A 23,572-nucleotide genomic window follows, 5' to 3' on the forward strand; every position below is an offset into this window, starting at 1 on the left:
GCCCACGGAAGTACCGCCCGATCCCGCCCGACCCCGGGCACACCGTCCGATGCGAACAGACCAAATAGTCGGGGGCAGCGGCTTATCCGCTGCCCCGAATGTCATACCCCCGAGTCATCGTTGAATCGGGGGACCTGCGTTCCGACACGCCCGACCGCGGGTGCCGGAACGCCTAAGCCCCATTCCTCAATGTCACACCCCCGAGCAATATTTGATCGGGGGGCCTTGCACCCCAACACGCCCGACCGCGTGGGCCGGAGGCCTCCGGGTCACGACTCCCCGATGCCCCGATGCCCCGATGCCCCGATGCCCCGATGCCCCGATGCCCTAGCGACCCGCTCTTAGCATGCGAGTCATTCACGCGGAAATACCACTATGGAATGAATCTTCGTGGTTCTGCGGAATGACCCGGCACGATTGGTCATAGTGCTCCCATGGCCAATCACGCACGACCAGGCGTACCGCCGGGCCTGACCCGCCGCTCGGTCCTCACCGGTGCGGCCGTCCTTTTCGCCGCCGGCGCCGCCGGCGCCATCGCCCCGTTCCCCGCCTTCGCGGCGCCCACTGACCACCGCCAGATCCGCGCCGCCGCCGCGGGCTGGACCGGCCGGAACGGCGAACTACTCGTCCTCACCGCCGACCCCGACACCGAAGCCGACTTCGCCCTGCGCATCCTCACCGACCCCGGCGGCGACCCCGACACCCGCACACCCGCCGTCCCCGGGCCGCCGCTCCCGCTCCCCCTCCCCGCCGCCTTCCGCCCGCACTCCATGGCCGCGACCGGCCCCGTCCTGTGGGTCACCGGAGCCGTCGAACTCGCCCACGACCGCGCCCGCCCCGCCCTCATCCGCATCGAGAACGGCACCGCCACCGAGACCCCGCTCCCCGTCCCCGAGCAGATCCGATCCGGTATCGCCACCGCCATCACCCCGCTCGGCGAAGACGGCCTCGCCGTCGCCGTCGAAGGCGGCCCCGACCCGCACCTGGCCGTCATCACCCGCAGCCACCTCGCCCTCAGCCTCGACCGCGGCCGCACCTGGACCGAACGGCCCCTCGCCACCGGCCTCGGCGAGGGCTACGGCACCGTCCTCACCGAGACCGACCACGGCCTCTTCGCCGCCGTCGCCGACACCGGCGGCACCCAGACCCTCCACACCGCCGCCCGCCCCGCCAAGGCCGCCGACCTGCGCTTCGCATCCGTCGCCACCCTCCCCGACGCCGGAAGGGCGATGGCCGCCGTCGCCTGCGACGGCCACGTCTCCGTCTTCTCCGACCGCGACGGCACCGCCACCGAGACCCGCTTCACCCACGACGGCGAGCCCTTCGAGACGGAGACCGTCAGCCCCACCGAGAACTGCGGCTGCAGCGGCGAGATCCTCGCCGTCCCCGGCCGCCGAGGCCTGTGGCTCGAAACCGACGGCACCGCCGTCCACATCAGAGGAGCCAGGTAGCGCTCGAGAAGGAGGAGAACCGATGGCATTCCCCAGCAGCAGCACCGCGTTCGCGCAATCCTCGTGCGCCCTCCCGGACATCACCCGCGACTGGCTCTACCAGAGCACCATGAAGATGCGCTACCGCACCGCCTACAACGGCGACGGCTACGGCGTCCACCCCAGCACCACCTCCTTCACCATGCACGAGGAGGCCCACGTCCAGGCCGGCAAGGTCATCCTCGACCTGCACCTCCTCGGCCAGAACTTCGCCCGCGGCGGCGGCACCTGGTCCTACCAGTGGACCGGCATCGCCGGCGCGAAGGTCTGCAAACCCGGCTACCACCGCTACGGCGCCGCCGTCGACTTCACCAGGTTCGACTGGGGCTCGAACAACTTCGTCGACACCGCCGTCCACGGCAAGGACAGCCGCCTGTTCATGCGCCGCCGCTACCTCGCCGTCATCGCCACCTTCCGCAAGCACTTCGGCACCGTCCTCCACTGCCACAACGACCCCGACGGCTCCCACTGGAACCACATCCACGCCGACCGCGGCCGCACCGCCGTCGCCGCGAACTGGGGCTACCAGACCGACACCACCATCATCCAGTGGGCCGCAAGGGATCTCGCCGGCGTCAAGGACATGGCCATCGACGGCGACTTCGGTCCCCAGACCACCAAGGGCTTCCAACTGCTGCGGGAACGCTTCGGCGCCGCCGACGTCGACCCCACCAAATCCGGCGCGAACCTTCGGATCTGGCTCAACCTCATCGGCCGCCATGCCATGGCCGACAAGGAAGCCGGCGCGTACACCGTCAACGAATCCATGCGAGCGGAGGCCGCCGCGGAGGGCGAATAGCCGCGACGGAAGGCGGGAGAACCCCGCCGGAAGGAGGACGACATGGCCCCACAGCAGCGCGCCGAGACCCCGAGGCGGCGACTCGTCGCGGTCGCGGCGGCACTCGCACTGGCGGGAACCTCGGCCGCCTGCGAACTCGGCTCCGCGTCCGCTGAGGATGAAGGCGAGGGCGTCTTCTACGGCCTCGGCGACGACCACCGCCTCTACCGTTGGGAGCCTGGCGATCAGGATGGGGAGGAGCCCGAACCGGTGCTCGACCTCAGCGGCGTGTGGGAGGGCCAGGGCGATGTCGGAACGGTCCTGCGCGCCTCCCTCAGCATCGACCCGCGCCAGCGCTACGCCGTCTGGGTCGAAGGCGCGAATCCCGAAGCGGCCCTGCGGTTCGGCGACCTGGAGACCGGCGAGATCGATCCCGGTGTGGCCTATCCGGTCGACCACGCGTGCATCGATCCCACCTGGCTCGCCGACGGTTCCGCTGTTCTGGTCCACCGATCCCCGGTGTGGGGCCTCGCCTCCGAACCGGGCGGGCGCGCCGACACCGACGCGATCCCGCTGCCCGCCAAGACATGGGGACCGACCGAATGGCACTCGCCCGAGGTCGGCGAGCTGCCGACGACGGTCGACCTGGACGGTAGGGGTTGCCGTCTGCGCTGGTACACCACAGAGGACGGTGAACCGGAAGCGCTGTACCACAACCTCGACGTCACCGAGCTGTACCGGATCGACGCGACCGGGAAGATCCTCGACACGATCCCGGTCGAGACCCTGAAGGGCACTGACGGGGACACGATCGGGCTGTTCGGCGTGGACCCTTCGGGCCGTTACGCCTGCCTGGTCGACGGGTACGGTCCGTACGGGGCCGACAAGGGCGGCTTCACGATCCGGGCCGAGGCCGGTACCCGCGTGGTCGACCTCGAGGAGCGCGAGGCCGTCAGCGGCGACGGCACGAGCTGCCTCTCGCTCCATGCGGACGGGTACGTCTCGCGCGACGAGCACCAGGTCTCGCTCATCAGCTACAACGGACAGACGCAGTGGTCGGCCGAACTGCCCGAGCAGATCGCCGAATCGCCGGTCCTGTACCACTTCCCGGAGGCGCAGTAGCGAGACGCGAATTGGCCACCGAATGCCATGTCTGTGGGAGGCCCCGGCGGGAGCGCGACCATAAACCGAAGCGCGGCATCGCCCCATCGGCATAGGATCGCAGGCGTGAACCGAGTCCTCGGCATCCGCCGCCACCCGCTCAAATCGGCCGCCGCCGAGCACGTCAGCGAGGCCGTCCTCACCACCCGCGGCCTCGACGGCGACCGCACGTGGACCTGCCTTGACGCCGACGGCACCATCGGCAGCGCCAAGCAGCCGAAGCTGTGGAGCCGCCTCCTGGACGTCACCGCCGAATACGTTCCCGCCCAAGGGGACAAGGAATCGCAGGTCCTCGTGTCCGTGCCGGGCCTCGCAACCGCCCCCGCCGGCAGCCCTGAGGCCGACGCCGCCGTCTCGGACTGGCTGGGCCGCCCAGTCCAGCTCACCCGCCGCGCGCCCAAGCAGCTTCGCCGCCACCACTGGTGGCCCGACGAGCCGGGCATGATCCCCGAATGGGCCGCCGACGCCGAACCCGGCGGCGAAGCGGTCATGGACCTGCGCCGCAACGACACCGGACTCTTCTTCGACTTCGGCGCACTCCACCTGGTCACCACCGGGGCCCTGGACCGCTTGAGCGCTGAGCACGGCAGCGAGGTCGACCCGACCCGCTTCCGCCCCAACCTCGTCCTCGACCTCCCCGACGATCCGCAACCGGGCCAACGGGTCACGATCGGCGACGAGGTGACCGTCCAAGTGCTGGTACCCACCCCGCGCTGCGTGATCCCGTCCCTCGCCCACGGACGGGCCCAGGCCGACCGCACACTGCTCAAAACGCTCGCGGCCCATCACCGCATCGACGTCCCCGACTTCGGCCGCGCCACCTGCTTCGGCTTCTACGCCGACATCCTCACCCCAGGAACGGTCCGCTCCGGCGACCCGGTCCGCATCGAACACTGAAGGCAACACAAGTGAAAGACCCCCAGACCCCCGCCCGCCAGATCCGAGCCGAGTACGACGCCGAGACGATCACCGTCTACCAGGCGTACGACCCGCACATCGCCGAGCCCGCACTCGCGGCCCAGACCTTCGTCGCCCCGTTCAAACGCGCCCGCATGACCTGGATCAAGCCCTCGTTCCTGTGGATGATGTACCGCTGCGGCTGGGCGTCCAAGCCCGGCCAGGCCCGCGTCCTCGCCATCGCGATCACCCGCGAGGGCTTCGAATGGGCCCTGGCGAACTCCTGCGGCAGCACCCCCGCGCCCGGCGAGACCCGCGAGACCTGGAAGGCCCGCCTCGAATCCTCCCCGGTCCGCGTCCAATGGGACCCCGAACGCGACCTCCACCTCAACCGCCTCGACCACCGCTCAATCCAGATCGGCCTCTCCGGCGAAGCCGTGAACCGCTACGTGGACGAGTGGATCACCGGCATCGAAGACATGACCAGCACCGCCCACCGAATCGCCGAACACCTCCGAACCGGCGACATCGACAACGCGAAGGCCCTCCTCCCCACCGAGCGCCCCTATCTCCTGGAAGACCCCTCGCAGCATCGAGACCTGGTCGAGCAGCAATGAAGCCGTCCTAGCGGCCTCCGAACGGCACTCCGGCGAACCAGGGCCGGTGACGGGTCGCGGGCGTCCGCGACCGCAATTCGAGCGGCATTGCGCACGCGGCCAGATACAGTGAATGCTTTGCAGTTGCCAGACCCCTGGACGGCCATGCCCTTGACACCCGCACCCCACGGCGAGCGAAAGACCGGCGAGCACGCGCGCTCGCAGGTCGCCCGTGCCCGCGACACCTTGCGGCAGTACGAGAGCCTCGCCGCCGCGCCCGCGAAGTTGCGGAGCGCGGTGCGCGGGCATGTCGCGGCATTGGCACAGGAGGAGGTCTCCGGGCGGCTCGTGACGATGCGCGTCACGGAACTCAAGAAAGTCGCAAAAGGACTGCGGCTGGCGAAGCTCGAGCAGGCCGGGATCAGCACGGTCGCCGACGTGCTCGCCAACACCCGCGACCAGCTCCTGGAGATCCCGGGGATCGGCGCGCAGACCGTCGACGAGATCAAGGCCGCGGCCGAACTGCTCGCCGAGCGGTCTGTCGCCGACACGCGCCCCAGATTCGACCCGGCCCGCCGGGACCCGCGGCACTCCCGCATCCTCGCCCACCTGCGGGCCGAGAAGACCGCCACAGCGGCAGCGGACGACCTGCGGGAAGCCGTGCACCGCTTCCGGAGCCGAGCCGAGCCGTACTTCGCCGCCGCAGACCGGGCCGGCAGCAGACTCGCGATGTTCTTCTCCCGGCGCAGGCGCAAAGACGCGGCGCTGGCGGGCCTCGAAGCGCTCGAAGCGGTCAACGCCGACAACGAGACGAGAGCGCTGGAACGCGATCTCGCCGCAGCGCTCGACCGAGCCCGGCCCGAACGCTGGACCTCCGATGAGCTCTGGGGCGACTACGAACGCGAAGCGGCGAGCATCAACACGGCGCTCGCCAAGATCACGGGCGCGGACGAAGAGGACGCCGAACGAGCCGAGGACTTCGTCGACGCCGATCTGCGGCAAGCGATCGAGACACTGCCGTTCGACCGGTCGCTGCTGCGCACCGACCTCCGCTTCTACCAGCTCTTCGGCGCGAAGTACGTGGTCTACCAGAAGAGGGCGATCATCGGCGACGAGATGGGCCTGGGCAAGACCATCCAGGCGCTCGCGGTCGCCGCGCACCTCGCGGCGCAGGGTCAGCGCCGCTGCCTCGTCATCTGCCCGGCGAGCGTCGTCCCCAACTGGCTCAACGAGATCCGCAAGCACACCCGCCTTGAGGCGTTCGGCCTCCACGGTCCCGGGCGGGAGGAGGAGACCCGCAGGTGGCTGCGCCGCGGCGGCGTCGCGGTGACCACGTTCAACACGATCGACCGGCTCGAATCGCTGCCGCAGCGATCGAGGATCGCGCTGCTGGTCGTCGATGAGGCCCACTACATCAAGAACCCGAACGCCAAGCGCAGCATGGCGGTAGGGGCCGCGATCGGTCGCTCCAAGCGGGCGCTCCTGTTGTCCGGCACGCCGATGGAGAACCGCGTCCAGGAGTTCGCCTCGCTCATCGGCCACCTCCGGCCCGATCTCGCTCAGCAGGTCGCCGAGGGCGACGATGTGGTCGGGGCCGAGGCGTTCCGGCGGACGGTCGCACCGGTGTACTTGCGGCGCAACCAGGAAGACGTGCTCACCGAACTGCCCGAGAAGATCGAGGTCGAGGAGTGGGTTCAGTTCAACGCGAGCGACGAGGACGAGTACCGCGAACAGGTGCGCCGCCGCAACCTCATGGGCATGCGCCGCGCCTCCTCCGCCACGGCGGGTTCGGCGAAGCTGGAGCGGCTGGCCGAGCTCGTGGAGGACGCGGGCGCTGAGGGCCAGAAGGTCATCGTGTTCTCGTACTTCCTCGACGTGCTCAAGGCGGTCGGGGAGCGGGTCGGGGACGTCGCGATCGGCCCGATCACCGGGAAGGTCGCGGCCGCGAAGCGCCAGGGCATGGTCGAGGAGTTCGCACGGCGCGAGGGCCCGGCGGTGATCCTGGCGCAGATCGAGGCCGGCGGCGTCGGCCTCAACATCCAGGCGGCCTCAGTGGTGGTGCTCGCTGAGCCGCAATGGAAGCCGAGCATCGAGCAGCAGGCGGTGGCGCGGGCCCACCGCATGGGCCAGACCCGTCGCGTCCAGGTGCACCGACTGCTCGCCAAGGACGGTGTCGACGAGCGGATCAGAGAGGTGCAGGAGCACAAGGATCTCCTGTTCGAGCACTACGCGCGCCACAGCGACGCCAAGTCGACCGGCGCGATGGCGACCGCCACCGCCGTGGCGTCGCTCGGCGACGACTCGATCCCCTTGGAGCAGCGCATCGTCGCCGCCGAACGGGCCCGCCTCGGACTCGGTAGGCCCTGAACATCCACAGGTCGTAGACAACCCTCGATCCTTCCAGCCGATCCGTCCCGAACTGCTGCGATCAGGTCCGTGCGGCCCGCGCCTTGCTCCGATGACGGATCGATGACGGACTCATGGCCGCCGCTTTTACTGTGCAGACGTGAATCGACATGCAGCGCCCAACGAATTCGACGACATCGCCCACCGGGCCGGACTCGGCAACTGCCGGGCCGAATACAAGCCCCGACCCACACCGTTCGTCCTGCCGCTCTTCATCGCCGGCGTGATCTACCTGCTCACCGTGGTGTGCCTCGCCGGGACCAACATGCTGGAGAACAGCTTCGGCGTCATCATGCTCGTGATCTTCACGCTGTTCATCGGACTCGGCGTCCTCAACGTCGTCCACGCGAAACGGAAGTCCGGAGCAGGAGACGTGCTCCGCCTCTACGACAACGGCCTCATCGTCAAGGGCCCCAAGGCGCTCGTCTCGATCTTCTACTGGGACTCGGCTCGCGTCCACCAGCGCCTCTTCCGCTACCCGCAGACCGGACTCACCACCTACAACTACCTGCTGACCGGGCCCGATGCCAGCCCGATCGCCATCGGCGATCCCAAGGGCGCGGCCGCCTCTGCGATCGTCAACCTCCAGGGCGACCTCGCGAACTTCACGCTCGGCGCGGCCTTCTCCAGCCCCGAGGAGTGGGGCCCGGCGATCCAGCAGGCCGTCACCCGAACCCAGCTCCCCGACGTCCTCGCCCGCATCGACCGGGGCGAGCGCCTCGCCTTCGGCGACCTCGCGGTCGAACGGGACTTCCTCACGATCGACGGCACCGCCATCGCCTGGAACCGCCTTCAGGCCGTGTCGCTCCACGATGGTGTGGCGCTCTTCAAGTCCGCCGACCGCCTCTTCCGGACCCGCGAACCGGTCTACACGATCCCCAACTTCTTCGTTCTCCAAGAGGTGGTGCGGGCAAGGACCGGCCTCGAGTGGACCTGATGATGAACGATCCACAAGGGAATAACGGTATCCAGATCTGTCGGCCCTGGCGCCGAGCACCATTCCTCCCTGCGCTCCCGAACCCGACTGTCGAGCCCCGCTGGAACGAAGATGGACGACTCCGAACCGACTGAGCCCCGCGGTCGCCGCCCGGTCCTCGTCGCCGCCGTCGCGGTCGGGACCCTGACGATGTGCGCCACCTTCGCCGGTGCCGTGGTCAACCTGCTCACCGGGCCCGCCGCGCTCGCGATCGGCGCCACCGGCGCGGTCCTGGCCGGCATGGCCTCGATCATCGCGACGATCGTCTCCATGCCCGGGGGCGTGCCGTCCGAGTGGCGCGCGCCCGCGGCGTGGAACTGGCTCGACGTGGCCCGCCACCCGCTCGAAGCCGTCCGCAACATCCGTCTCCCGCTCGCGTGCGCTCTAGCGGTCTCCGGAGCGATGGCCGCCCCGGAGGCGATCCTCGCTCCGCTCCCCTTGGAAGGCTTCGCGGCGGTCCACTCCGCGACGCTGCTGCCGGTCGTGACGGGCGCTTGGGCGCTGCTCATCGCCATGATCGCGCAGGGCTGGAATCTCACTTGGGACGACTCCGAGCCCCGCCAGATGGGCGCGGGCCTCGACGCGCTCATCACCTACAGCGTCGCCGCAGGGCTCGGATTCTGGATCGGGACGATCACCGAGCTCTACCTCGGTCTTTTGATCGCCGGTGCGGCGATGTTCGTCCTCACCGCCGTCGCCGGCCGGATCGAGGACGACTATTACGCCAAGGGCCCCTTGCCGTTCCTCCTGTCCGCCGCGGCCGTCGCCACGACCGCGTTCGCGGCCTGGCGCACCGGCTTCGGTCCGTTCGGCACGGTCTTCGTGAGCATGGGCGCGATCATGGCGGTGACCTTCCCCGCCGCGATCCGCGGCAAGCACCCGAAGTTCGAGGTCGGCATCCTCGAATTCGTCCCGCTCATGGCCTTCGGCCTCCTCGGGCTCAACGGCCATCCCTGGTGGTTCGGCGTCGGCATCCTGCTCTTCACCGCGGGCGTCGTCAACTCCGGCGGCGAATCCCGCGACGCCCCCGACTTCAAGCAGGGCGCCCGCTTCGTCGCCCGCTGGTTCGGCCCTCTCCAACCCCTCATGGTCCTCTATGTGGTTCTCACGCCACTGGCTTCGATCTATGCGGGCGTGACGATGGCCTTCCCGCAACTCGGCTGGGAGCTTCCGTGACCGAAGGCTGCTGTCTTGACCGCCGGAGGAGACCGAGCCTCGTGAACAGATCGAGACGGTTCAGACCTTGGTGATCCGCACGGTGGCTCCCGCCTCGGTGAGCAGGCGGTGCGCGACTTCGGCCGACGAGCGGTCGACTCCGGCCAGCACGGTCGCAGGCGTGCGGTCGGTCAGGCGCTTCGCCTCGGCGATCCCCAGGCCGGTGATCGCCCTGAGCTCCTTGACGACCTCGACCTTGCTTGCTCCGGCGCTGTCCAGCACGAGCGACCATTCGCCGTCGCGGATCAGCTCAGCGGGGACCGGACGCGCGGTCTCGGCCTGACGGGAGTTGGCGCGATCCGCCCGCAGCGCCCCCACGATGGCCGCCACCGAACCCACCACCAGGATCAGTACCAACATCACCAAAGCGACGTTGGGATCACGGTTCATGGCGGACAAGTCCTTCCGGAGGGCTCGGGCGGTGGGGCGCGCTTGGCGCCGCGGGCGGTGTTCCCGGCGGCATCAGATCCAGGTTGCAATGAATGTGCAACGGCCGGCCACCCGAGGCCGCTCCTCGGCCAAGCCCCGCGCCCTTGCTCCGCGAAACTAAAAGGCCCACACCGCATCTGCAATGTGAGCCTTTCTTGTTGGCGCGCCTGCTCTCCGCCTATTCCAACAGGTTCACGCAGCTAGAACGCTTGCGCGAAACGTTGTCAACCTGCGTAAAGGCCCCAAACGACCACCGAAAGGTCGAAATGACGATCCTTCCATGGGCCGTCCGTAAACGCCTGACCCCGACAGAAATCAACGACCTGGTGACCGCTTTCCAAACCGGTGCCCGCCAAAAAGACCTCGCTGACAAGTACGCCATCAGCCTTTACAGCGTCAAACAACTCCTCAAGAACGCCGGAGTCCGCCGCTACCGGATCCGTGCCTCCGATGGGAACATTCAGGCGTCCGGCGCATCCGACCGGGCTGGTGGAAAGATGGATACTCATCCGATGACGTCGCCAATGCTGAAGTCGGTTTCCGGAGGTCGGCCGGTATGACCGTGCCACTCTGAGGGTTATCGCCGCAGAACCACACTCACCGTCCACACGCGGTAGCATCGAGGGCCTCCTGCTCAATCCCCTTGCCCCGGAGGAATCTTGGAACAGCGCGCCGCCCGCTGGCTTGCCGACTACCTCACGAGAGAGTTCAAGGGCCGCATCTACCTCGGCGACGTCCAGGGCCGCGGCCCGAACCAGACCGACCAGTTCCTCACCAGGGCGCTGTCCGCGATGGTCGTCCGGTACCTGCTCAAATGCAGCCACGAGCACGCGGCCTCCTGCGTGATCGACGGGAACGACGACCAGGACATCGACGCGGTCGCCTACGACGAGGAGCAGAATCGCCTATGGCTGATCCAGACCAAGTGGAGCAGCCTGGCGAAAGCCAAGATCCCCGAGAAGGAGCTCAAGACCTTCACGCTCGGCGCGGACTACATCCTCAAAGGTGAGCACTACCGGTTCAACGAGCGGTACCGTCCCCACGAGTCGAAGATCGAGGCGATCATCGAGAACGACCCGCGCCTGACCCTCGTCCTCGCGCTCGCCAACACGCACGGCATCTTCCCCGACCACATGCCTGTGCTGGAGGACTTCGCCCAGAAGTTCGGTATCTGGGCTAGCGAGCCCGCCGGGATCGAGATCTACACCCTCGACATGCTCAAGCGCATCGCCCAGGCCGGCATGGGCGAGCCGCCGATCGATCTTGACATCAGCTTGCGCGACACGGTCGCCCGGGAGCGTCCGCACCAGATCTACTACGGCACGGCTACTGCGGCCGAGATCGCCGGCTGGTACGAGACCCACGGGGACCGACTGTTCGAACGCAACATCCGCGGCTCCCTCGGCCGCACCACCGTCAACCAGGGCATCGAGCAGACCCTGATCGAAAGGCCGGAGCGGCTGTGGGACTTCAACAACGGCATCACCATTGTCGCGAAGTCGGGCTCGCTCTCCATGTACGGCAGGGGAGTGCTCAAAGACGTCGCGATCGTCAACGGCGCGCAGACCGTGTGGTCGATCGCGCAAGCCATGAAGCAGAACCCCGCCAATGGCGACGTCGCCGGAGTCCTGGTCAAGATCTCGTTCACGGGCAAGGACGGCGACGACCTCCTGCGCGAGATCACTGAGGCCACCAACACCCAGAACCGCGTCGAGGTGCGCGACCTGGCTTCGCTGGACGAACAGCAGGAACACCTCCGTATCGACTTCCAGGCCGAACTCATGCTCGAATACGCCACGCGGCGCGCGGAGTTCCCGCCCGAGGAGAAGCGTGGCTGCACCAGCGAAGAAGCGCTGATCGCCCTCGCATGCGCCCACCCGGACGTCAGATTCGCCGTCCAGGCCAAGGTCATGCCCGACCGGCTATGGGACCGCAGCGGTACCGGCGCCTACCGGAAGCTTTTCCGGGAGAACATCAAGGCCGTCGAGGTCTGGCGGACGGTCCAGCTCATGCGGGTGGTGCGCAGCACCTTGAGCTCCGAGAACAAGAAGCTTCAGAGCCGCGCTGAGTACATCTCCTACCACGGCGACCTCTTCTGCGCCCACCTCGTCGCCCGGATGTTCGCCGAAGCGCTGGCGGAGGCAGACAAGGAGGAGTGGGAAGAGGTGGTGCTACCGAAGGCCTCCAAGGAGACCCGCGCCATCCTCAAGCGGGTCATCGACGGAGTGAACACGCTGTACCCGGGGTCGATCGCCTCCTCGTTCTTCAAGCATGAGGAGAAATGCGCGGACCTGGCCGGGGAACTGCGGGGAGAGATCCGGGCCGGAAGCGCTGTACCCGAGATCCCGGACGAGTACATCAAGGGCAAGGAGGCCAGGCGGAACCGGAGTCCGAACCTCGTCCCGCTCATCGTCCAGCACGGCGCGATCGACGACGGCACCATCCTCGAATTCCGACCGACGACCACGGAACAGCGCAGGAAGTTCCATGTGTGGGCGGCGGTGGACCCGTGCCGATCCCGCGCGACCTGGGTCAACCACAAGTCGGCCCAGTTGCGGTGGGAGGCCGACGGCGAGGTCTACTCCACCACCGGCCTGGCCCAGAAGATCCTTGCCGAGGCTTTCGAGGTGGCGAAGTTCCGCTCCATCCGCGGCCCCGAGTACTGGCATGTCGCCGGCCGAGGCTCAGTGAAGGACATCGGAGAGCGTCTGCGCCAGGAGCTCGACAACGAGGCATCGGGATCGAGCGAGCTCTTCTGAGGAGGGTGTTCCCTAGAAGAGCGGAGTCTGCTTAGCTGGTGTTGCGGGACCGGGAGTGGTCGCCGCCTTCAGCTTGGGCCTTCGTTTCCTGACTCTCGCCATGGTGAGCGACTTGCCCTCGTCCAGCGCCTGGCGACAGTAGTGCAGCAGCGCCTTCATCCCGTCTTCGGCGGTGTGCGTGCCGAGCCAACCTCCTTTCACCATGTCGACGAGGTAGGTGCTGCTAAGGGAGCGCGATACGTTCCTTCTGGTGATGCAGGTCCCGCCGCGCGGCCCGATTCCCTTCAGCTCCTTGTGGACTTCGTCGAACAGATCTAGCGGGAAGACCATCCCTGGAACAGGTGCGGTTCCCAGGTCGAGATCGATCACGGGGTCGCAGAGTTTGATGAAGCACGGATCGGCATGGAGCCGGAACGCATCCGTGCCTTGCGCTCGGGGTTGGCCGGCGAACCAGTCGCGAACCATGCGCATGCGGTCCAGCTCCTTCCTCAGCTGTTCGTCGGGGCGGTACCCCGTGCCGCCGTCAGGGGCTCGATCGGCCATGCGCTTATATTGGATGAGCACGACCGCGTTGCGTGTCTTATCGATGTAGATCAGGTCGGCCCCGGTCGCGTGTTCAGGACGCTCGCGGTTGGCGTAGATCAGAGTCAGCTGGTTGCGCCCGCTCGGGCTGGTGAACGTGCGGCCGTCGAAGAAGGTGCCTGGTGGAGGATTCCAGCCGGTCAAGTTCGTCCAGTCGTGGCGGATCATGGAGTCTTCGCTTGGCCGGACGCCTCCGTGCAGGCCCTCGAGGTAGCTGCGGTGCGACTCCTCGTACGCATGGGCTTCAACCTGCTGAGGCGGCAGGCCCGCAAGCCCGAGTGGCATTCGCACGCAGTCACGCTCAAGCGACAGCTGGCCGACGACGTTCTCGGGAACCCGCGGCGGATCTACCTGACGGCGCCATGCCTCGACCGTGTCGGCGAGCCATGTTTCCCGCTCCGTAAGGGCGACGATCAGATCCCTTTCCTGCGGTTCGGTTAGCTGCTCGTCGCGGTCCAGGGCGTTCGCAACGGTCAAACCCGTCTGCTGCAGTTCCTTCACCCTGATCCCCGAACCGAACGGCCGCCAAGCACGTACCTCGAACATCGAGCCGACGCGCCCGACCCGATTGCCCCTGCGGGCGATGACGACCGCGCGGAGCTGGTCGCCGACTCGTAGGAACGCCACCTGCCAGCCGCGCCGAAGGCCCGAACGGGCGATCGGGTACGTGAAGTGCGCCCATCCGTCGTCATCGGGCTCGATCGGGCCGTGGGGGAGTCGTCTGAGGTAGGCCATTTCGTCTTCGCCGCAAGGGATGATCGAAATCGGGGTCATTCGACGATTCAACCAGAATCGACTCGTTCCGCGCAGTCCCCGCCCCTCGGCAGGAGCCGCCCGGCTTCACTCTCCGATTGCCGGCGGTGGGCCCAGACTACGCCGTCACCGAAGCTCTCAATCCTCCATGAGTTTGCGAAGGTCAGCGGCGCTCAACCATCGGTCACGCATGGCGGTATCGCCGTCCGGAGGGATTGACCCCTCCCCGCGGAGCATTTCGCGTGGGTCGCCTAGATCCTCGTCGATCCATCGAAAGCCGGGGGAGACGGTGCCGCCGTGTTGAAGCACCCGATGGGGGTTCGGGAGCTTGGTGGAGGCGAGGACGTGGCCGATTTCCCGTGGGTGGCGATCGAAGAGGTGTCCGAGAGTGCCGTAGGTGGTCCAGTAGCCCTTCGGGATTCGATCCAGCAACGAGGCGAGCCGAGATATCCAGTCGTCCTCCATGACCGGTTCGGCGCCGCCGAGTTGTGCGCGAAGCTGCGACAAAGTTAGTCCACTTTGGATTTGCTTCCAGACGTCCCAGCCTGGATGGTTGCCGCCTGCGAGCATCGTGGCTGCCCCCGAGGGGGAGGCCGCGATCGCCCCGTTCGCCAGCCGCATTGTTCCGTTCGGGCCGACTGTCGCCGTGTAGGTGATGTTCTTCTGGCTGCGGCGCCAAGAGAGTTGATCACCCTCGCGCAGGAGGCCTGCCTTGACCAGCGGCGCGAGCACACCGGCTTCGGGCGATGGAGGGGGCGACTGTTGAGTCTCGGGTCCATCCAGCCCGAGGAGGCGCGTAAGGACGGAGTCGACGGAATCCTCGAACGGAATGGCGTGACTCTTGATGTACTCATACAGATGTTCGGATATTTGTACGTTGACCATCATGCTTGCCTATGAGTAAATGAAATCTTATCTAGCATGCAAGATAGTCTAGCAAATCTTCCCTTGAGCTTGTGGATCTGTCGCAGTGAGATTCTATGTCTCGACCTAGGCTATGATAGTCTAGCAATTTCTCGTACGTGTCAGTTTAGCTGAACTTCCGCCGCTGCGAGGACGACGTACAAAGACGCCGCGCCGCCTTCTGGTTCGAGCCGCTAGGCGGCGCGGCACTGATGCCGTGCGGAAGCGCGGCGGAACAGGAGACGCCATGCTGGCAGTACCCCCAGGTGATTATCCATCAGCAGGCCCCCTGGTTGCGAAGGCCGCGACCAGTGCCACTGCCATTGCGGCGATTGCCGTCGTCGCGGTCGAGGCGTCGGCGGTGGTTGCAGTCATCGCCGTGACGGTCATCGGAGTCCTGTCCCTCACTGAGCGGTAGGGCCGTTGAGCATTGCCGGGTCGGGTTTCGAGGAACCCGGCCTGGCTCGTGATGAAGCCTGCGAACTCACTAGCGCCCCAAACGGGTTGCAAGTTCGATACGCTGAGTTGAAGACCGTGTCTCTCTCTTTCTCGGAGGTGCAGGTTGGCCACCGGAACATCGTCCGGGCTGCTCGATCTCCCCCAGGTCCAGTCGCTCTTCAAACTCAAGATCCTCAGTACCTACCTCTACCCGTTCGTCTCCATGGTCGGCTCGACCTCGACTGACGGACGACTCGTCGTCTTCGACGGCTACGCCGGACGTGGGCGGTACCCCGACGGGACACCAGGATCGGCGGAGCACATGCTCCGCTCGGCTACGAAGCTGCGGGGTGCCCGCAACGTCCGGGTGGTCCTCGTCGAGGCCGACGGCAAGCACTACAAGAGCCTCGCGCAGATCGCCGAGATCTATGCGAGATTCGTCGATGTCCGTGTCGAGCACGGGAACGCGGAATCGAACTTGCCGCGGGTGGTGGCCGACGCGGCGGGTCTGCCCCTGTTCATGCTCCTTGATCCGACCGGCGCGGTCCTTCCCTTCGGACTGCTCGAATCGGCCCTGAGCGGCCCTCGGCGGGCGAGTCGTCCGCAGACTGAGCTGCTCATCAACTTCAATGCCGACTTCGTGCGGCGGGCCGCCGGGATCGTCCTGAAGGAAGAGCGGGGAGCAAAGGCCCTGCATCAGGCGGAGCTCGCAGTCGACGGCACTGCCCGGACGGGCTCGGTCGATCCGACTGGCGGCAAAGGGAACGAGGAGAAGGCGAAGCAGCGCCTCACCGAGGTGTGCGGAGGCGATTGGTGGGAGGACATCGCCCGTGAGGTGCTCGCCGAGCAGCCGACACGCTTCGACCTCGTCGCCGACCGGGTCGCCCAGAGGTACGCCGTTGGACTCGCCGCAGCGGGTGGCATGACGCCCGTCGTCATCCCGGTTCGCCGACGTCCGGATAACCTGCCGCTGTACTACCTGGTGTTCCTCACCAGGAGCCGCTACGGGATCTGGGTCATGGCGGACGCGGTCGGCAGAGCCCGTGAGCATTGGGTGAAGCAGCTCGGACCGACGGCCGCAGAGGAGGACGGCGCGCTGTTCGCGTTCGAGCAGTCGGCTGAGGAGCAGATCGGCCTCGACCGCGTGCACGCGCAGGAGCGGGTCGAAGCCAATCTCTCTGACCTGATCGCCCGGGGGAGGAAGGTGAAGCTGGTCGACGTGGTCGAGGAGGTTTTCGGGGGTGTCTTCGGCATCGCCACCGAATCCACCGTGACGGCGGCGCTGCGGACCTTGAAGGCGCGGGGAGTCCTGAACCACGACAAGGCGAAGCGGGTGCGAGACCGGCTCATCTGGCCGGTCTGACCGTTGCGGTGCGCGGCGGCAGTTGACTCCATGTGGCGCCGTCGAGTTCTCTGCCGCCTGTCTTCGGTCGCGATCCGCCCCATTGCTTGAAGAAGAACGCGACCCTCGCCTCCAGGGCCTGGTCGCGAAGATCGCGTACCCAGTCGGCTTCGACAGGGCGGTGGCCCGGCCCCGACTCGCCGCCGACGATCAGCCAGTGGATGCCCGCGAGGTCCAGTTTGGGCAGCTCCGCGAGCAGTGGTTCGGCTGAGATGAACCGGACCGCCGCCGGAACCCTCCGCAGCTGATCGATACGGCGGGCCTGCTCCGGCGACTCGACGGAGACTCCCAGCCACACGTTCGGCGGCCAGGGAAGCCGAGCGGCGAGACGTGCCGCTCGCAGCGGACGTTTGGTGAGGACCTGGTAGGTGTGGTGCGGGGTCTCGGCCATCGTCGCGAACACCCGCGAGATGAACGCCGCCGGCACTTTCCCGTGGAACAGGTCGCTCATCGAGTTGACGAACACGAGCCGCGGCTTCCTCCATCGGCGAGGAAGATCCAACAGGTCGTTGTGTACGTTGACGGCGAAGCCCTCCCCTGAAGTGCGCGGGTCGCCGTCTTCCTGATAGCGGGCGTTGCCGGCGGCTTTGAGGCGCCTCGCCATGGTCAGCGCGTAGCAGTTGTCGCAACCTGGGCTGATGCGGTCGCATCCGGTGACCGGATTCCAAGTTGTCTCTGTCCACTCGATGCCACTGGTCTGCGCCATGTGGATCATCCCCCTCGATCAGAGCCGGGCAGTTTTATGGTACGGACGTTCTAAGGCCAATGATCGCGCGGAGGTCCGACATGCGAACCGGCCAGGACAGCTTGCCACTCGGCCGTACATGCGCGGTGCCCGGTCCGACCGGAGGCACGTCAGCGAAGACCGCGAGCGTCCAATGCCGCCAGGAAGTTGCGCTTGCGGCGGTGCTCCGCCCGGATCTCGTTGACGTAGAGGGTGCCGGTCCCCTTGCCTTCGTGTCGGTCGAGGCATTCAGCCGCGAGGGCGACCAGTTCTGCGGCGGCCTCGTAGGAGTGCTTGTTCATCTGTCTGATCAGGGACACGGCTCGGTCCTGGAAGACCTCACCTGCCGCCTCAGGGTCCTCAAAACGGTAGCGTTTCGCGACTTTGACGCGCATTTCAGGCAGCACGTGGTGCCTCTCTGCGGCCTACCACGATTCGGCGACGCGGTCTTGCTGGAGCAGGATCTCGGCCAGATCGTCGGCGAGGCCGATCCGAGGCATGGGGCTCTCGAGCAGGTCGCGCAGTTTCGTGACGGCCCATTCGAGGAGTTCGGATTCGTCAAGGGCAGCAAGGGCTTCGTAGGTATGGAGACCGGGATCGCGCCCGAAGCGGTCGCGGTGGAGCGCGACGAGCGATTCGCGGTCCCCGGCGGAGGTGTAGTGCTCGGCGAGGAAGTCGACCAGGCGCTGGTCCTGCCGTCCCGCGCGGAGCGCTTCGCGGGCTTTCTCCACCGCCTCTGGACGCCTGCCCATGCGGTCGAGCTGTTCCACCAGGGGCCAGGCATTGCCGTGCTCGGCTGCGGACTTGGCGTGCGTCTCCAGGAGTAGATCGTCGTCGCCGACGCATTCGGCGTAACTGATCAGCAGGTAACGGGATGTCCACGACTCGGCCCACTTCGGGCGGGAGCGCAGGATCGAGCCGTAGTGGGAGAGGCCCGAGTCGCCGAGCACCGCTACGTAGTCAGCGATGCCCAGTTCCGGCATGGTGTTGTCGTCGAGTTGGTGGGCGGCGATCCACTCGGCGGTCTTGATCGGGTCGACTTCAGCTGCGGCGCAGGCGTCGAGGTGCGCGGCCGCGAGTTCGGCCGCCGCCGCGCCGACCCGGTACTCGACCTCGGCCCGCTCCCAGTTCTGGCGGACTCTGTCGATCGCATGGCGGGCCAGATCTACCGCGTCGGCGGGCCGACCGTCCGCGAGGAGGGCTCTGACGTGCGCCGCGTAGTCGGCGACGGCCTCGGCGTAGTGCTCGTGCTCGTCGTAGTCGAGGTGGTAGTTGTCGTTGAGGACGAGCGCGTCGTCCACGGCTTTCAGGAGGCTGTCGACTGACGCTCCGCTACGGGCGTAAGTGAACGCGGCGCGCCGTTCCAGGCGCTCGCGCAGGCCCGAGTCCGGTTCGGCCGCTTCGAGAAGCAGCTCGACGAGTTCGCTCCGGTCGAGGGATTCGAGGTGCGAGCGGAGGTCGGCGGGCTCGGGGATGTCGCCGCCGTGTTCGAGCTCGTAGAGGTAGACGACGCCGACCGCGACGCAGTGCTTGCAGAAGTTCCCATCCTCACTCCACGGGCAGTCACACCAGCCTTCGACGCCTTTCCGTTTCAGGCGCAAGCTGACTCGGTAGCGATCGGTGCCCTGGACGTCGGCCTGGATCTCGGTCTTGGACGCAGTCAGGCGCGTGACCGCGTCGACGTATCCCAGGCCGCGGTCGTAGGATTTCGGGCCCGCCGGTTCAGCCAGGTCATCCAGAGAGAACGGGATCTTCACCAGAAAAGTCTAAGTTCCGGCATGCCTGGAAGCGAAGCGACACAACTGGATCGAGCGAATGTCGGAAATGCGACACGAAGCCGTACGCCTGGCGCAGGTGAGTTGATCTTGTAGCGAATCACTCACGATGTCTACAATTTCCTGTCATGACGGATCTAGAGGAAGACCTCCCTCCCGGGCCGCCCCCGCTAATGGAACTCGCGCGCCAACTCGCCGCCGAGCGGACCAGGCACCGTCAGCGACTGCCGAAGGGCTACAACAAGAACGAGATCCCCCGAGACATCTGCTCCACGAAGACCCTGGGCCGCTTGGAGTCCGGCCGGTATCGTGGAGTCAATCTTGGGACGGTCCTCAATCTGCTGCGGTTCTACCGCACGCCGCCCGAGCAGACCGACCATATTGCGCGACTTGCCGAGGCGTCCAAGGCGCACGACTGGTGTGTCCATTACGCCACCGTTCTCGAAGACCGGAACTGGTTCTACCAGCAATGCGAGGACAGCGCCAGTTACATGTTGTTCCACTCTTTCTCGGTGTTCCCGTCGCTCATCCAGGGCCGGGCCTACTACCGGATGCTGCGGGACACCACCCGGATCGGAATCGAGGGCGAGTTCGACTGGGAGGAAGGCGAGGAATTCCGTCTGGATCGCCGCGAGCGCTGGATTGCATCCGAGCGTCCGGCCCAGATCCTCATCGGCGAAGTGGCGCTCCGCATCGACCTCGGCCCGAGGAAGGACGCGATCCTGGCTGACCTGCGCGAGGTTGCGGCGTTGTCGTTCGCCGATGTGCGGGTCATCCCGTACAGCGCTGGTCGCTACGAGTTCCAGCCCTGGGCGCTCAACCTGCTCGAATACGATGATGGGGAAGAGACCGTGATCAACGTCGAGTCGCCCCGGGGAGCTGGCTTCATTCCGGCCGACTCATCTCGAGGTAAGTTCTTCACCGGTGCAGCCAAGCTGGCATCGGGTATGTCGATCGCATGGGAGGACTTCCAACAGTGAGCAGTACAGGACCCTGGCGTAAGTCGAGCCGCAGCGGTCAAGGCCAGGACAACAACTGTGTCGAGGTTCGCCTCGACGCCGGCACCCCCCAGGTCTCGGACAGCAAGCTGACCGACGACCGCCCCATCCTCACCGTCACCACCGGGACCTACAACGGACTGCTGGCCTGGGTGAAGGACCACGGCCGCAGCTAGGCCATGCCGAGGTCCGGTGTGGAGGGCAACGGGCCGCGCAACCAATCAAAGACGACAGCGGCGGGCCCCGGCCTGCCGCTCGTCGTTTCCAAAGGCCGCAAGGGAATCGCATGAGAGAGCACCCGCTGAAAGGCGAATTCGACACCGCCGCCGCCCGCTGGGCGCGCCCGGACGCTGACGACGGAACCCCCGGCGAACTCGAGATCGGCTTCGCCGACAACGGACTGGTCGCCATCCGTCGCTGCGACGACCCTGAAGGCACGGTCCTGATCTACACCCCGGAGGAATGGGAAGCGTTCGTGGGCGGCGTCCGCGACGGCGAACTCGATCTCTCCGTCCTGATCGAAGACGCCCGCAACGCCAAGGACTCCGACAGCGCGTAATCCCACCGGGACGGGACACCAAACCGCTCAATTTTGTCCCCTCCCGCTGCCCGATCCCCGATGCGCTCCAAGTGTCTCGGCATAATCGCAGGCCAGATCCAATTCTTGCCTCTACGTTTGACCTGCTCATAGGCTTGCTCTAACACTTCGCCGCTCCAGCGCGAAGTCCTGAAGCGACTGACACTCGGTCGTGCGGGGAGGGCAAAGCATGAGCCGACGACAGCGTCCGCCGCTCGAACCCGGCCGGGTCTACGGCGAGTTCCGCAACGCGAACGGCACCGCCTTCGTGCTCCGTGCCGCCCAGGGCGGCAGGCGGATGGACCTGTGCCTCCACCACGACGAGGGCCCGCGAATCGCCGCCGTCTGCAACCCGGCCGACCCTTCCGAGCGGTTTATCCGGTGGCAGGGCCGCCTCTGGTCCTCGAACCCCGCGCCCTGGAAGCAGGAGATCAAGCGGCTGACCTTCGCGGTGATCGACACGGCCCTCAAGGCCTCGAATGATGCCGAGGCCATGCCATGAATGGTTCCAAGCTACCGGCGCGCAACATATTCACGTCGCCGAGAACAGTCGGCCATGCCGCTGTCCTCTTCCACGAACTTGATTCCGACACCGTCGGTGAGCGGGGCAAGGTGGGGCCCCGCTGACCCGTCACGGTGTCCTGCTGCCTCTGCCCGGCCGCGATCACTCTTTCCGCCTCCGGGTACGGAGAGATGGCGCGCCGGGCAGAGGCAGTCGGGTGGCATTACACACCGGGGCTTCACCTCCACGAACGCGCCTGGTGTCCGCGATGCCGCGCGAACGCCGGGAGGGCCGTCGTCTGAACGCTCGACAAGGCCGCCTCCCGGCGGGGCCGACCGCCGCGCCGCTGATCCCGCGCGGCGGTCGGTCCGATTCCGCCGTAGTTCCTCTCGGGTCCTTCGTCCTCGATGACAGGAGGATCAAGCTCGTGTGGCTGACGCTCTCTGACTCGGTCCTGGTCGACTTCGCCGACATCGAGCCGAAGCGCATCGGCACGGTCGTGATGCGGCCGTGCGGGCCAGGCTTCGTCGCGCAGCCGGGCCACCTCGACTGGCTCCGCTACGAAGAGCGTGAGGCGCGTTTGCTGGGGGCAGTGGTCCGCCTTTACCCCGCAAGGGAATCGGCGGACCCGTCCTCGCCGCCTCACTCCTCCGGGACGCTCAGGTTGTCCCGCATGCCTTCTGCCCAGTGGCGCATCTCGTGACCAGGCGGGTAGACGAATACGGCGTCATGCGCGAACGACTCGACCGAGGAGGACGCCTCGGCACCGCGTCCCTCGGCCGCGAGGAGGGCGATCACGGCCCGGCGGATCTCCATCGCGCGTTCGCTCGTGTCCCCGCCTGTGCCGCGCTCCTCGTCCAGCAGCGCGCCGAACTCGCGAAGTGCCACCGTCCCTTGGCCGAGCGCGGCCCGACAGTGAGCCGCCTGGAGCCGACATTCGGAGGCGAGACGCTTCGGATCGGGCCCGGAACCGAAAACGTCGGCCAGGGAGACGAACTCCCGCAATGCGGTGCCGTGATCTTCGGCGAGATACAGGACGGCCGCGTGCTCCATGCGCAGGTCCAGCACGCGTGGATGCGCTGCGCCGACAGCCGCCGTCGCCGCTGCGATCGCTTTGCCGAGCACGGACGCCGCCTGATCGAAGCGCCCGTCGTCGAGCAGTCCGAACATGTGCTCACGTGCCAACTCGACGCTTCGCGACAGCACAGTGGGAAGATCGGCCGGCTTCTCGGGCCGCGCATTTTCGCGGCGGCGCACCGTCGGCTCGGGAGCCTTCGGCGCGTACGGCATCCGGAAGACCCTGGTCGGGTCCGCCGCCCGGTCAAGCCCGGAAGGCGGTTCGGTCGCGGCGGCACCGGATGCGGGCAGGAATCCCAGCAGTCGCTCGTAGACCTCGGTCGCGTTCTCCGGCCGCCGCTCAGGATGCTTTGCCAGCAGCTTTGCGACGAGTGCCGACAATGCCTCCGGCGTTCCGAGGCGGACCACCGTCAGTGGCTCAGGGACGGTGAACTCGTGGTGGTGGAGCTGGCGCGCCTCGATCGGCTCGGCGAACACCGGGCGACCCGCGAGCAGCTCGAAGGCGATGCAGCCCAAGGCGTACAAGTCGGTCTTCGGGCTGATCTGCCCGCCGCGGATCTGCTCCGGGGCCATGTACATGCAGGTCCCTATGAGCTGGCCGGTTCGGGTCAGCTTCATGCGGTCTCCGAGGAGTGCCGCGATCCCGAAGTCGAGCACCTTCACCGTCCCGTCACCGGCCAGGAGCACGTTGTCCGGCTTGAGGTCCCGGTGCACCACTGAGGCGGCGTGAGCGTGCGAGAGCACCGTGGCGATCTGCGCGCAGATCGCCGCCGCCCACTCGATGGGCAGGCCGCCGCTCGCGGCGGTATAGGCGGTGAGCGGCACGCCATCCACCAGCTCCATCACCAGGTACATGCGGCCCGCCCCGGTGTCCAGGTCGGCGTCGAAGACCTGCGGCACACCAGGATGGCGCAGCCGCGCCGTCACACGGGCCTCCCGCTGGAACCGGGCCACCGCTTCGGGCTCGTCGTCCCCGGCGGCCAGCGGCGGGATGAGCTTGACGGCGATCGGCCGGTCGAGGACCATGTCCCAGCCCGACCACACCTCGCCCATGCCGCCGCGCCCGATCAGCTCGTCGAGCTCGTATCGCTTCCCGATGACCCTAGCCAAGACTGCTCCCTTCGGCAATTAAGC

Annotated in this window: 23 protein-coding genes; 16 read left to right on the forward strand and 7 right to left on the reverse strand. The window is 67.2% G+C overall.

Features of this window, described 5'->3' with window-relative positions:
- Positions 1-434: 434 nt before the first annotated feature.
- The 8 genes from IF12_RS0100330 (at position 435) to IF12_RS0100365 (ending at position 9,480) form a co-directional block, all read left to right on the forward strand.
- Positions 435-1,451 carry a hypothetical protein gene (locus tag IF12_RS0100330; protein ID WP_030144281.1) on the forward strand — a complete coding sequence of 339 codons (1,017 nt, stop codon included), beginning with the start codon at positions 435-437 and terminating at the stop codon, positions 1,449-1,451.
- 22 nt (positions 1,452-1,473) lie between these two features.
- The gene (locus IF12_RS23565) at positions 1,474-2,289 is read left to right on the forward strand and encodes a hypothetical protein (protein WP_030144282.1); all 816 of its coding nucleotides are present in this window, start codon (positions 1,474-1,476) and stop codon (positions 2,287-2,289) included.
- Between the two features lie 42 nt (positions 2,290-2,331).
- Entirely contained in the window at positions 2,332-3,390 is a 1,059-nt protein-coding gene (locus tag IF12_RS0100340) for a hypothetical protein (protein ID WP_030144283.1), read from the forward strand.
- A gap of 105 nt (positions 3,391-3,495) precedes the next feature.
- The gene (locus IF12_RS0100345) at positions 3,496-4,326 is read left to right on the forward strand and encodes an MOSC domain-containing protein (protein ID WP_030144284.1); all 831 of its coding nucleotides are present in this window, start codon (positions 3,496-3,498) and stop codon (positions 4,324-4,326) included.
- 11 nt (positions 4,327-4,337) lie between these two features.
- Positions 4,338-4,943, forward strand: coding sequence for a DUF4291 domain-containing protein (locus tag IF12_RS0100350; RefSeq protein WP_030144285.1), 606 nt, complete (start codon positions 4,338-4,340; stop codon positions 4,941-4,943).
- 117 nt (positions 4,944-5,060) lie between these two features.
- A complete protein-coding gene (locus tag IF12_RS0100355) occupies positions 5,061-7,289 on the forward strand; it encodes a DEAD/DEAH box helicase (RefSeq protein ID WP_197034552.1) in 2,229 nt (742 codons plus the stop codon).
- Between the two features lie 139 nt (positions 7,290-7,428).
- The gene (locus IF12_RS0100360; protein ID WP_030144287.1) at positions 7,429-8,265 is read left to right on the forward strand and encodes a DUF6585 family protein; all 837 of its coding nucleotides are present in this window, start codon (positions 7,429-7,431) and stop codon (positions 8,263-8,265) included.
- 111 nt (positions 8,266-8,376) lie between these two features.
- A complete protein-coding gene (locus tag IF12_RS0100365) occupies positions 8,377-9,480 on the forward strand; it encodes a hypothetical protein (protein WP_030144288.1) in 1,104 nt (367 codons plus the stop codon).
- 60 nt (positions 9,481-9,540) lie between these two features.
- On the opposite strand, the gene IF12_RS23570 is transcribed toward IF12_RS0100365, so the two are convergent.
- Complete coding sequence (locus tag IF12_RS23570) at positions 9,541-9,909, reverse strand: ribosomal protein L7/L12 (protein ID WP_081912803.1); 369 nt, start codon at positions 9,907-9,909, stop codon at positions 9,541-9,543.
- Positions 9,910-10,106: 197 nt separating this feature from the next.
- Here IF12_RS23570 and IF12_RS25320 point away from each other — a divergent pair, with 197 nt between their 5' ends.
- Positions 10,107-10,508 (forward strand): hypothetical protein, encoded by a 402-nt coding sequence (locus IF12_RS25320; RefSeq protein WP_133884115.1) that lies wholly within the window; start codon positions 10,107-10,109, stop codon positions 10,506-10,508.
- 99 nt (positions 10,509-10,607) lie between these two features.
- Entirely contained in the window at positions 10,608-12,707 is a 2,100-nt protein-coding gene (locus tag IF12_RS0100375; protein ID WP_030144290.1) for an AIPR family protein, read from the forward strand.
- A 12-nt stretch (positions 12,708-12,719) separates the two neighbouring features.
- Here IF12_RS0100375 and IF12_RS0100380 read toward each other — a convergent pair whose 3' ends face one another.
- Both IF12_RS0100380 and IF12_RS24565 read right to left on the reverse strand, forming a co-directional pair.
- On the reverse strand, positions 12,720-14,063 hold the full coding sequence (locus IF12_RS0100380) for a hypothetical protein (RefSeq protein WP_030144291.1): 1,344 nt from the start codon (positions 14,061-14,063) through the stop codon (positions 12,720-12,722).
- A gap of 117 nt (positions 14,064-14,180) precedes the next feature.
- Positions 14,181-14,927 carry an MGMT family protein gene (locus IF12_RS24565; RefSeq protein WP_197034553.1) on the reverse strand — a complete coding sequence of 249 codons (747 nt, stop codon included), beginning with the start codon at positions 14,925-14,927 and terminating at the stop codon, positions 14,181-14,183.
- Between the two features lie 265 nt (positions 14,928-15,192).
- Here IF12_RS24565 and IF12_RS25325 point away from each other — a divergent pair, with 265 nt between their 5' ends.
- Together IF12_RS25325 and tcmP are read left to right on the forward strand one after the other, a co-directional pair.
- The gene (locus IF12_RS25325; protein ID WP_156036786.1) at positions 15,193-15,363 is read left to right on the forward strand and encodes a hypothetical protein; all 171 of its coding nucleotides are present in this window, start codon (positions 15,193-15,195) and stop codon (positions 15,361-15,363) included.
- Positions 15,364-15,507: 144 nt separating this feature from the next.
- A complete protein-coding gene (tcmP, locus tag IF12_RS0100390; protein ID WP_030144293.1) occupies positions 15,508-16,746 on the forward strand; it encodes a three-Cys-motif partner protein TcmP in 1,239 nt (412 codons plus the stop codon).
- Here tcmP and IF12_RS0100395 read toward each other — a convergent pair.
- The 3 genes from IF12_RS0100395 to IF12_RS0100405 form a co-directional block, all read right to left on the reverse strand.
- The gene (locus IF12_RS0100395; protein WP_030144294.1) at positions 16,730-17,491 is read right to left on the reverse strand and encodes a phage Gp37/Gp68 family protein; all 762 of its coding nucleotides are present in this window, start codon (positions 17,489-17,491) and stop codon (positions 16,730-16,732) included. The two genes, tcmP and IF12_RS0100395, sit on opposite strands and share 17 nt — an antisense overlap.
- Before the next feature lie 149 nt (positions 17,492-17,640).
- Positions 17,641-17,829, reverse strand: coding sequence for a hypothetical protein (locus IF12_RS25330; RefSeq protein ID WP_133884116.1), 189 nt, complete (start codon positions 17,827-17,829; stop codon positions 17,641-17,643).
- A gap of 105 nt (positions 17,830-17,934) precedes the next feature.
- Positions 17,935-19,266 carry an SWIM zinc finger domain-containing protein gene (locus tag IF12_RS0100405; RefSeq protein WP_030144295.1) on the reverse strand — a complete coding sequence of 444 codons (1,332 nt, stop codon included), beginning with the start codon at positions 19,264-19,266 and terminating at the stop codon, positions 17,935-17,937.
- A gap of 146 nt (positions 19,267-19,412) precedes the next feature.
- On the opposite strand from IF12_RS0100405, the gene IF12_RS0100410 reads away from it, so the two are divergent.
- From IF12_RS0100410 to IF12_RS0100425, 4 genes are all read left to right on the forward strand, one after another.
- Positions 19,413-20,264, forward strand: a complete 852-nt coding sequence (locus IF12_RS0100410; RefSeq protein WP_133884117.1) for a Scr1 family TA system antitoxin-like transcriptional regulator — start codon at positions 19,413-19,415, stop codon at positions 20,262-20,264.
- A complete protein-coding gene (locus tag IF12_RS0100415; protein ID WP_030144297.1) occupies positions 20,261-20,458 on the forward strand; it encodes a DUF397 domain-containing protein in 198 nt (65 codons plus the stop codon). The genes IF12_RS0100410 and IF12_RS0100415 overlap by 4 nt, the downstream gene beginning before the upstream one ends.
- A 110-nt stretch (positions 20,459-20,568) precedes the next feature.
- Positions 20,569-20,841, forward strand: coding sequence for a DUF397 domain-containing protein (locus tag IF12_RS0100420; RefSeq protein ID WP_030144298.1), 273 nt, complete (start codon positions 20,569-20,571; stop codon positions 20,839-20,841).
- 208 nt (positions 20,842-21,049) lie between these two features.
- Positions 21,050-21,361 (forward strand): hypothetical protein, encoded by a 312-nt coding sequence (locus IF12_RS0100425; protein WP_030144299.1) that lies wholly within the window; start codon positions 21,050-21,052, stop codon positions 21,359-21,361.
- A 642-nt stretch (positions 21,362-22,003) separates the two neighbouring features.
- On the opposite strand, the gene IF12_RS0100435 is transcribed toward IF12_RS0100425, so the two are convergent.
- Positions 22,004-23,566, reverse strand: a complete 1,563-nt coding sequence (locus IF12_RS0100435) for a serine/threonine-protein kinase (RefSeq protein WP_369807668.1) — start codon at positions 23,564-23,566, stop codon at positions 22,004-22,006.
- Positions 23,567-23,572 lie beyond the last annotated feature (6 nt).

Source organism: Glycomyces sp. NRRL B-16210 (assembly GCF_000719515.1).
Lineage (GTDB): Bacteria > Actinomycetota > Actinomycetes > Mycobacteriales > Micromonosporaceae > Glycomyces.

What these genes read in the sequence shown, in the direction of transcription:
- IF12_RS0100330 (WP_030144281.1), top strand. Translation starts at nt 435, where the DNA reads ATGGCCAATCACGCACGACCAGGCGTACCGCCGGGCCTGACCCGCCGC.
- IF12_RS23565 (WP_030144282.1), top strand. Translation starts at nt 1,474, where the DNA reads ATGGCATTCCCCAGCAGCAGCACCGCGTTCGCGCAATCCTCGTGCGCC.
- IF12_RS0100340 (WP_030144283.1), top strand. Translation starts at nt 2,332, where the DNA reads ATGGCCCCACAGCAGCGCGCCGAGACCCCGAGGCGGCGACTCGTCGCG.
- IF12_RS0100365 (WP_030144288.1), top strand. Translation starts at nt 8,377, where the DNA reads ATGGACGACTCCGAACCGACTGAGCCCCGCGGTCGCCGCCCGGTCCTC.
- IF12_RS23570 (WP_081912803.1), bottom strand. Translation starts at nt 9,909, where the DNA reads ATGAACCGTGATCCCAACGTCGCTTTGGTGATGTTGGTACTGATCCTG.
- IF12_RS0100380 (WP_030144291.1), bottom strand. Translation starts at nt 14,063, where the DNA reads ATGACCCCGATTTCGATCATCCCTTGCGGCGAAGACGAAATGGCCTAC.
- IF12_RS24565 (WP_197034553.1), bottom strand. Translation starts at nt 14,927, where the DNA reads ATGGTCAACGTACAAATATCCGAACATCTGTATGAGTACATCAAGAGT.
- IF12_RS25325 (WP_156036786.1), top strand. Translation starts at nt 15,193, where the DNA reads ATGCTGGCAGTACCCCCAGGTGATTATCCATCAGCAGGCCCCCTGGTT.
- IF12_RS0100395 (WP_030144294.1), bottom strand. Translation starts at nt 17,491, where the DNA reads ATGGCGCAGACCAGTGGCATCGAGTGGACAGAGACAACTTGGAATCCG.
- IF12_RS0100410 (WP_133884117.1), top strand. Translation starts at nt 19,413, where the DNA reads ATGACGGATCTAGAGGAAGACCTCCCTCCCGGGCCGCCCCCGCTAATG.
- IF12_RS0100420 (WP_030144298.1), top strand. Translation starts at nt 20,569, where the DNA reads ATGAGAGAGCACCCGCTGAAAGGCGAATTCGACACCGCCGCCGCCCGC.
- IF12_RS0100425 (WP_030144299.1), top strand. Translation starts at nt 21,050, where the DNA reads ATGAGCCGACGACAGCGTCCGCCGCTCGAACCCGGCCGGGTCTACGGC.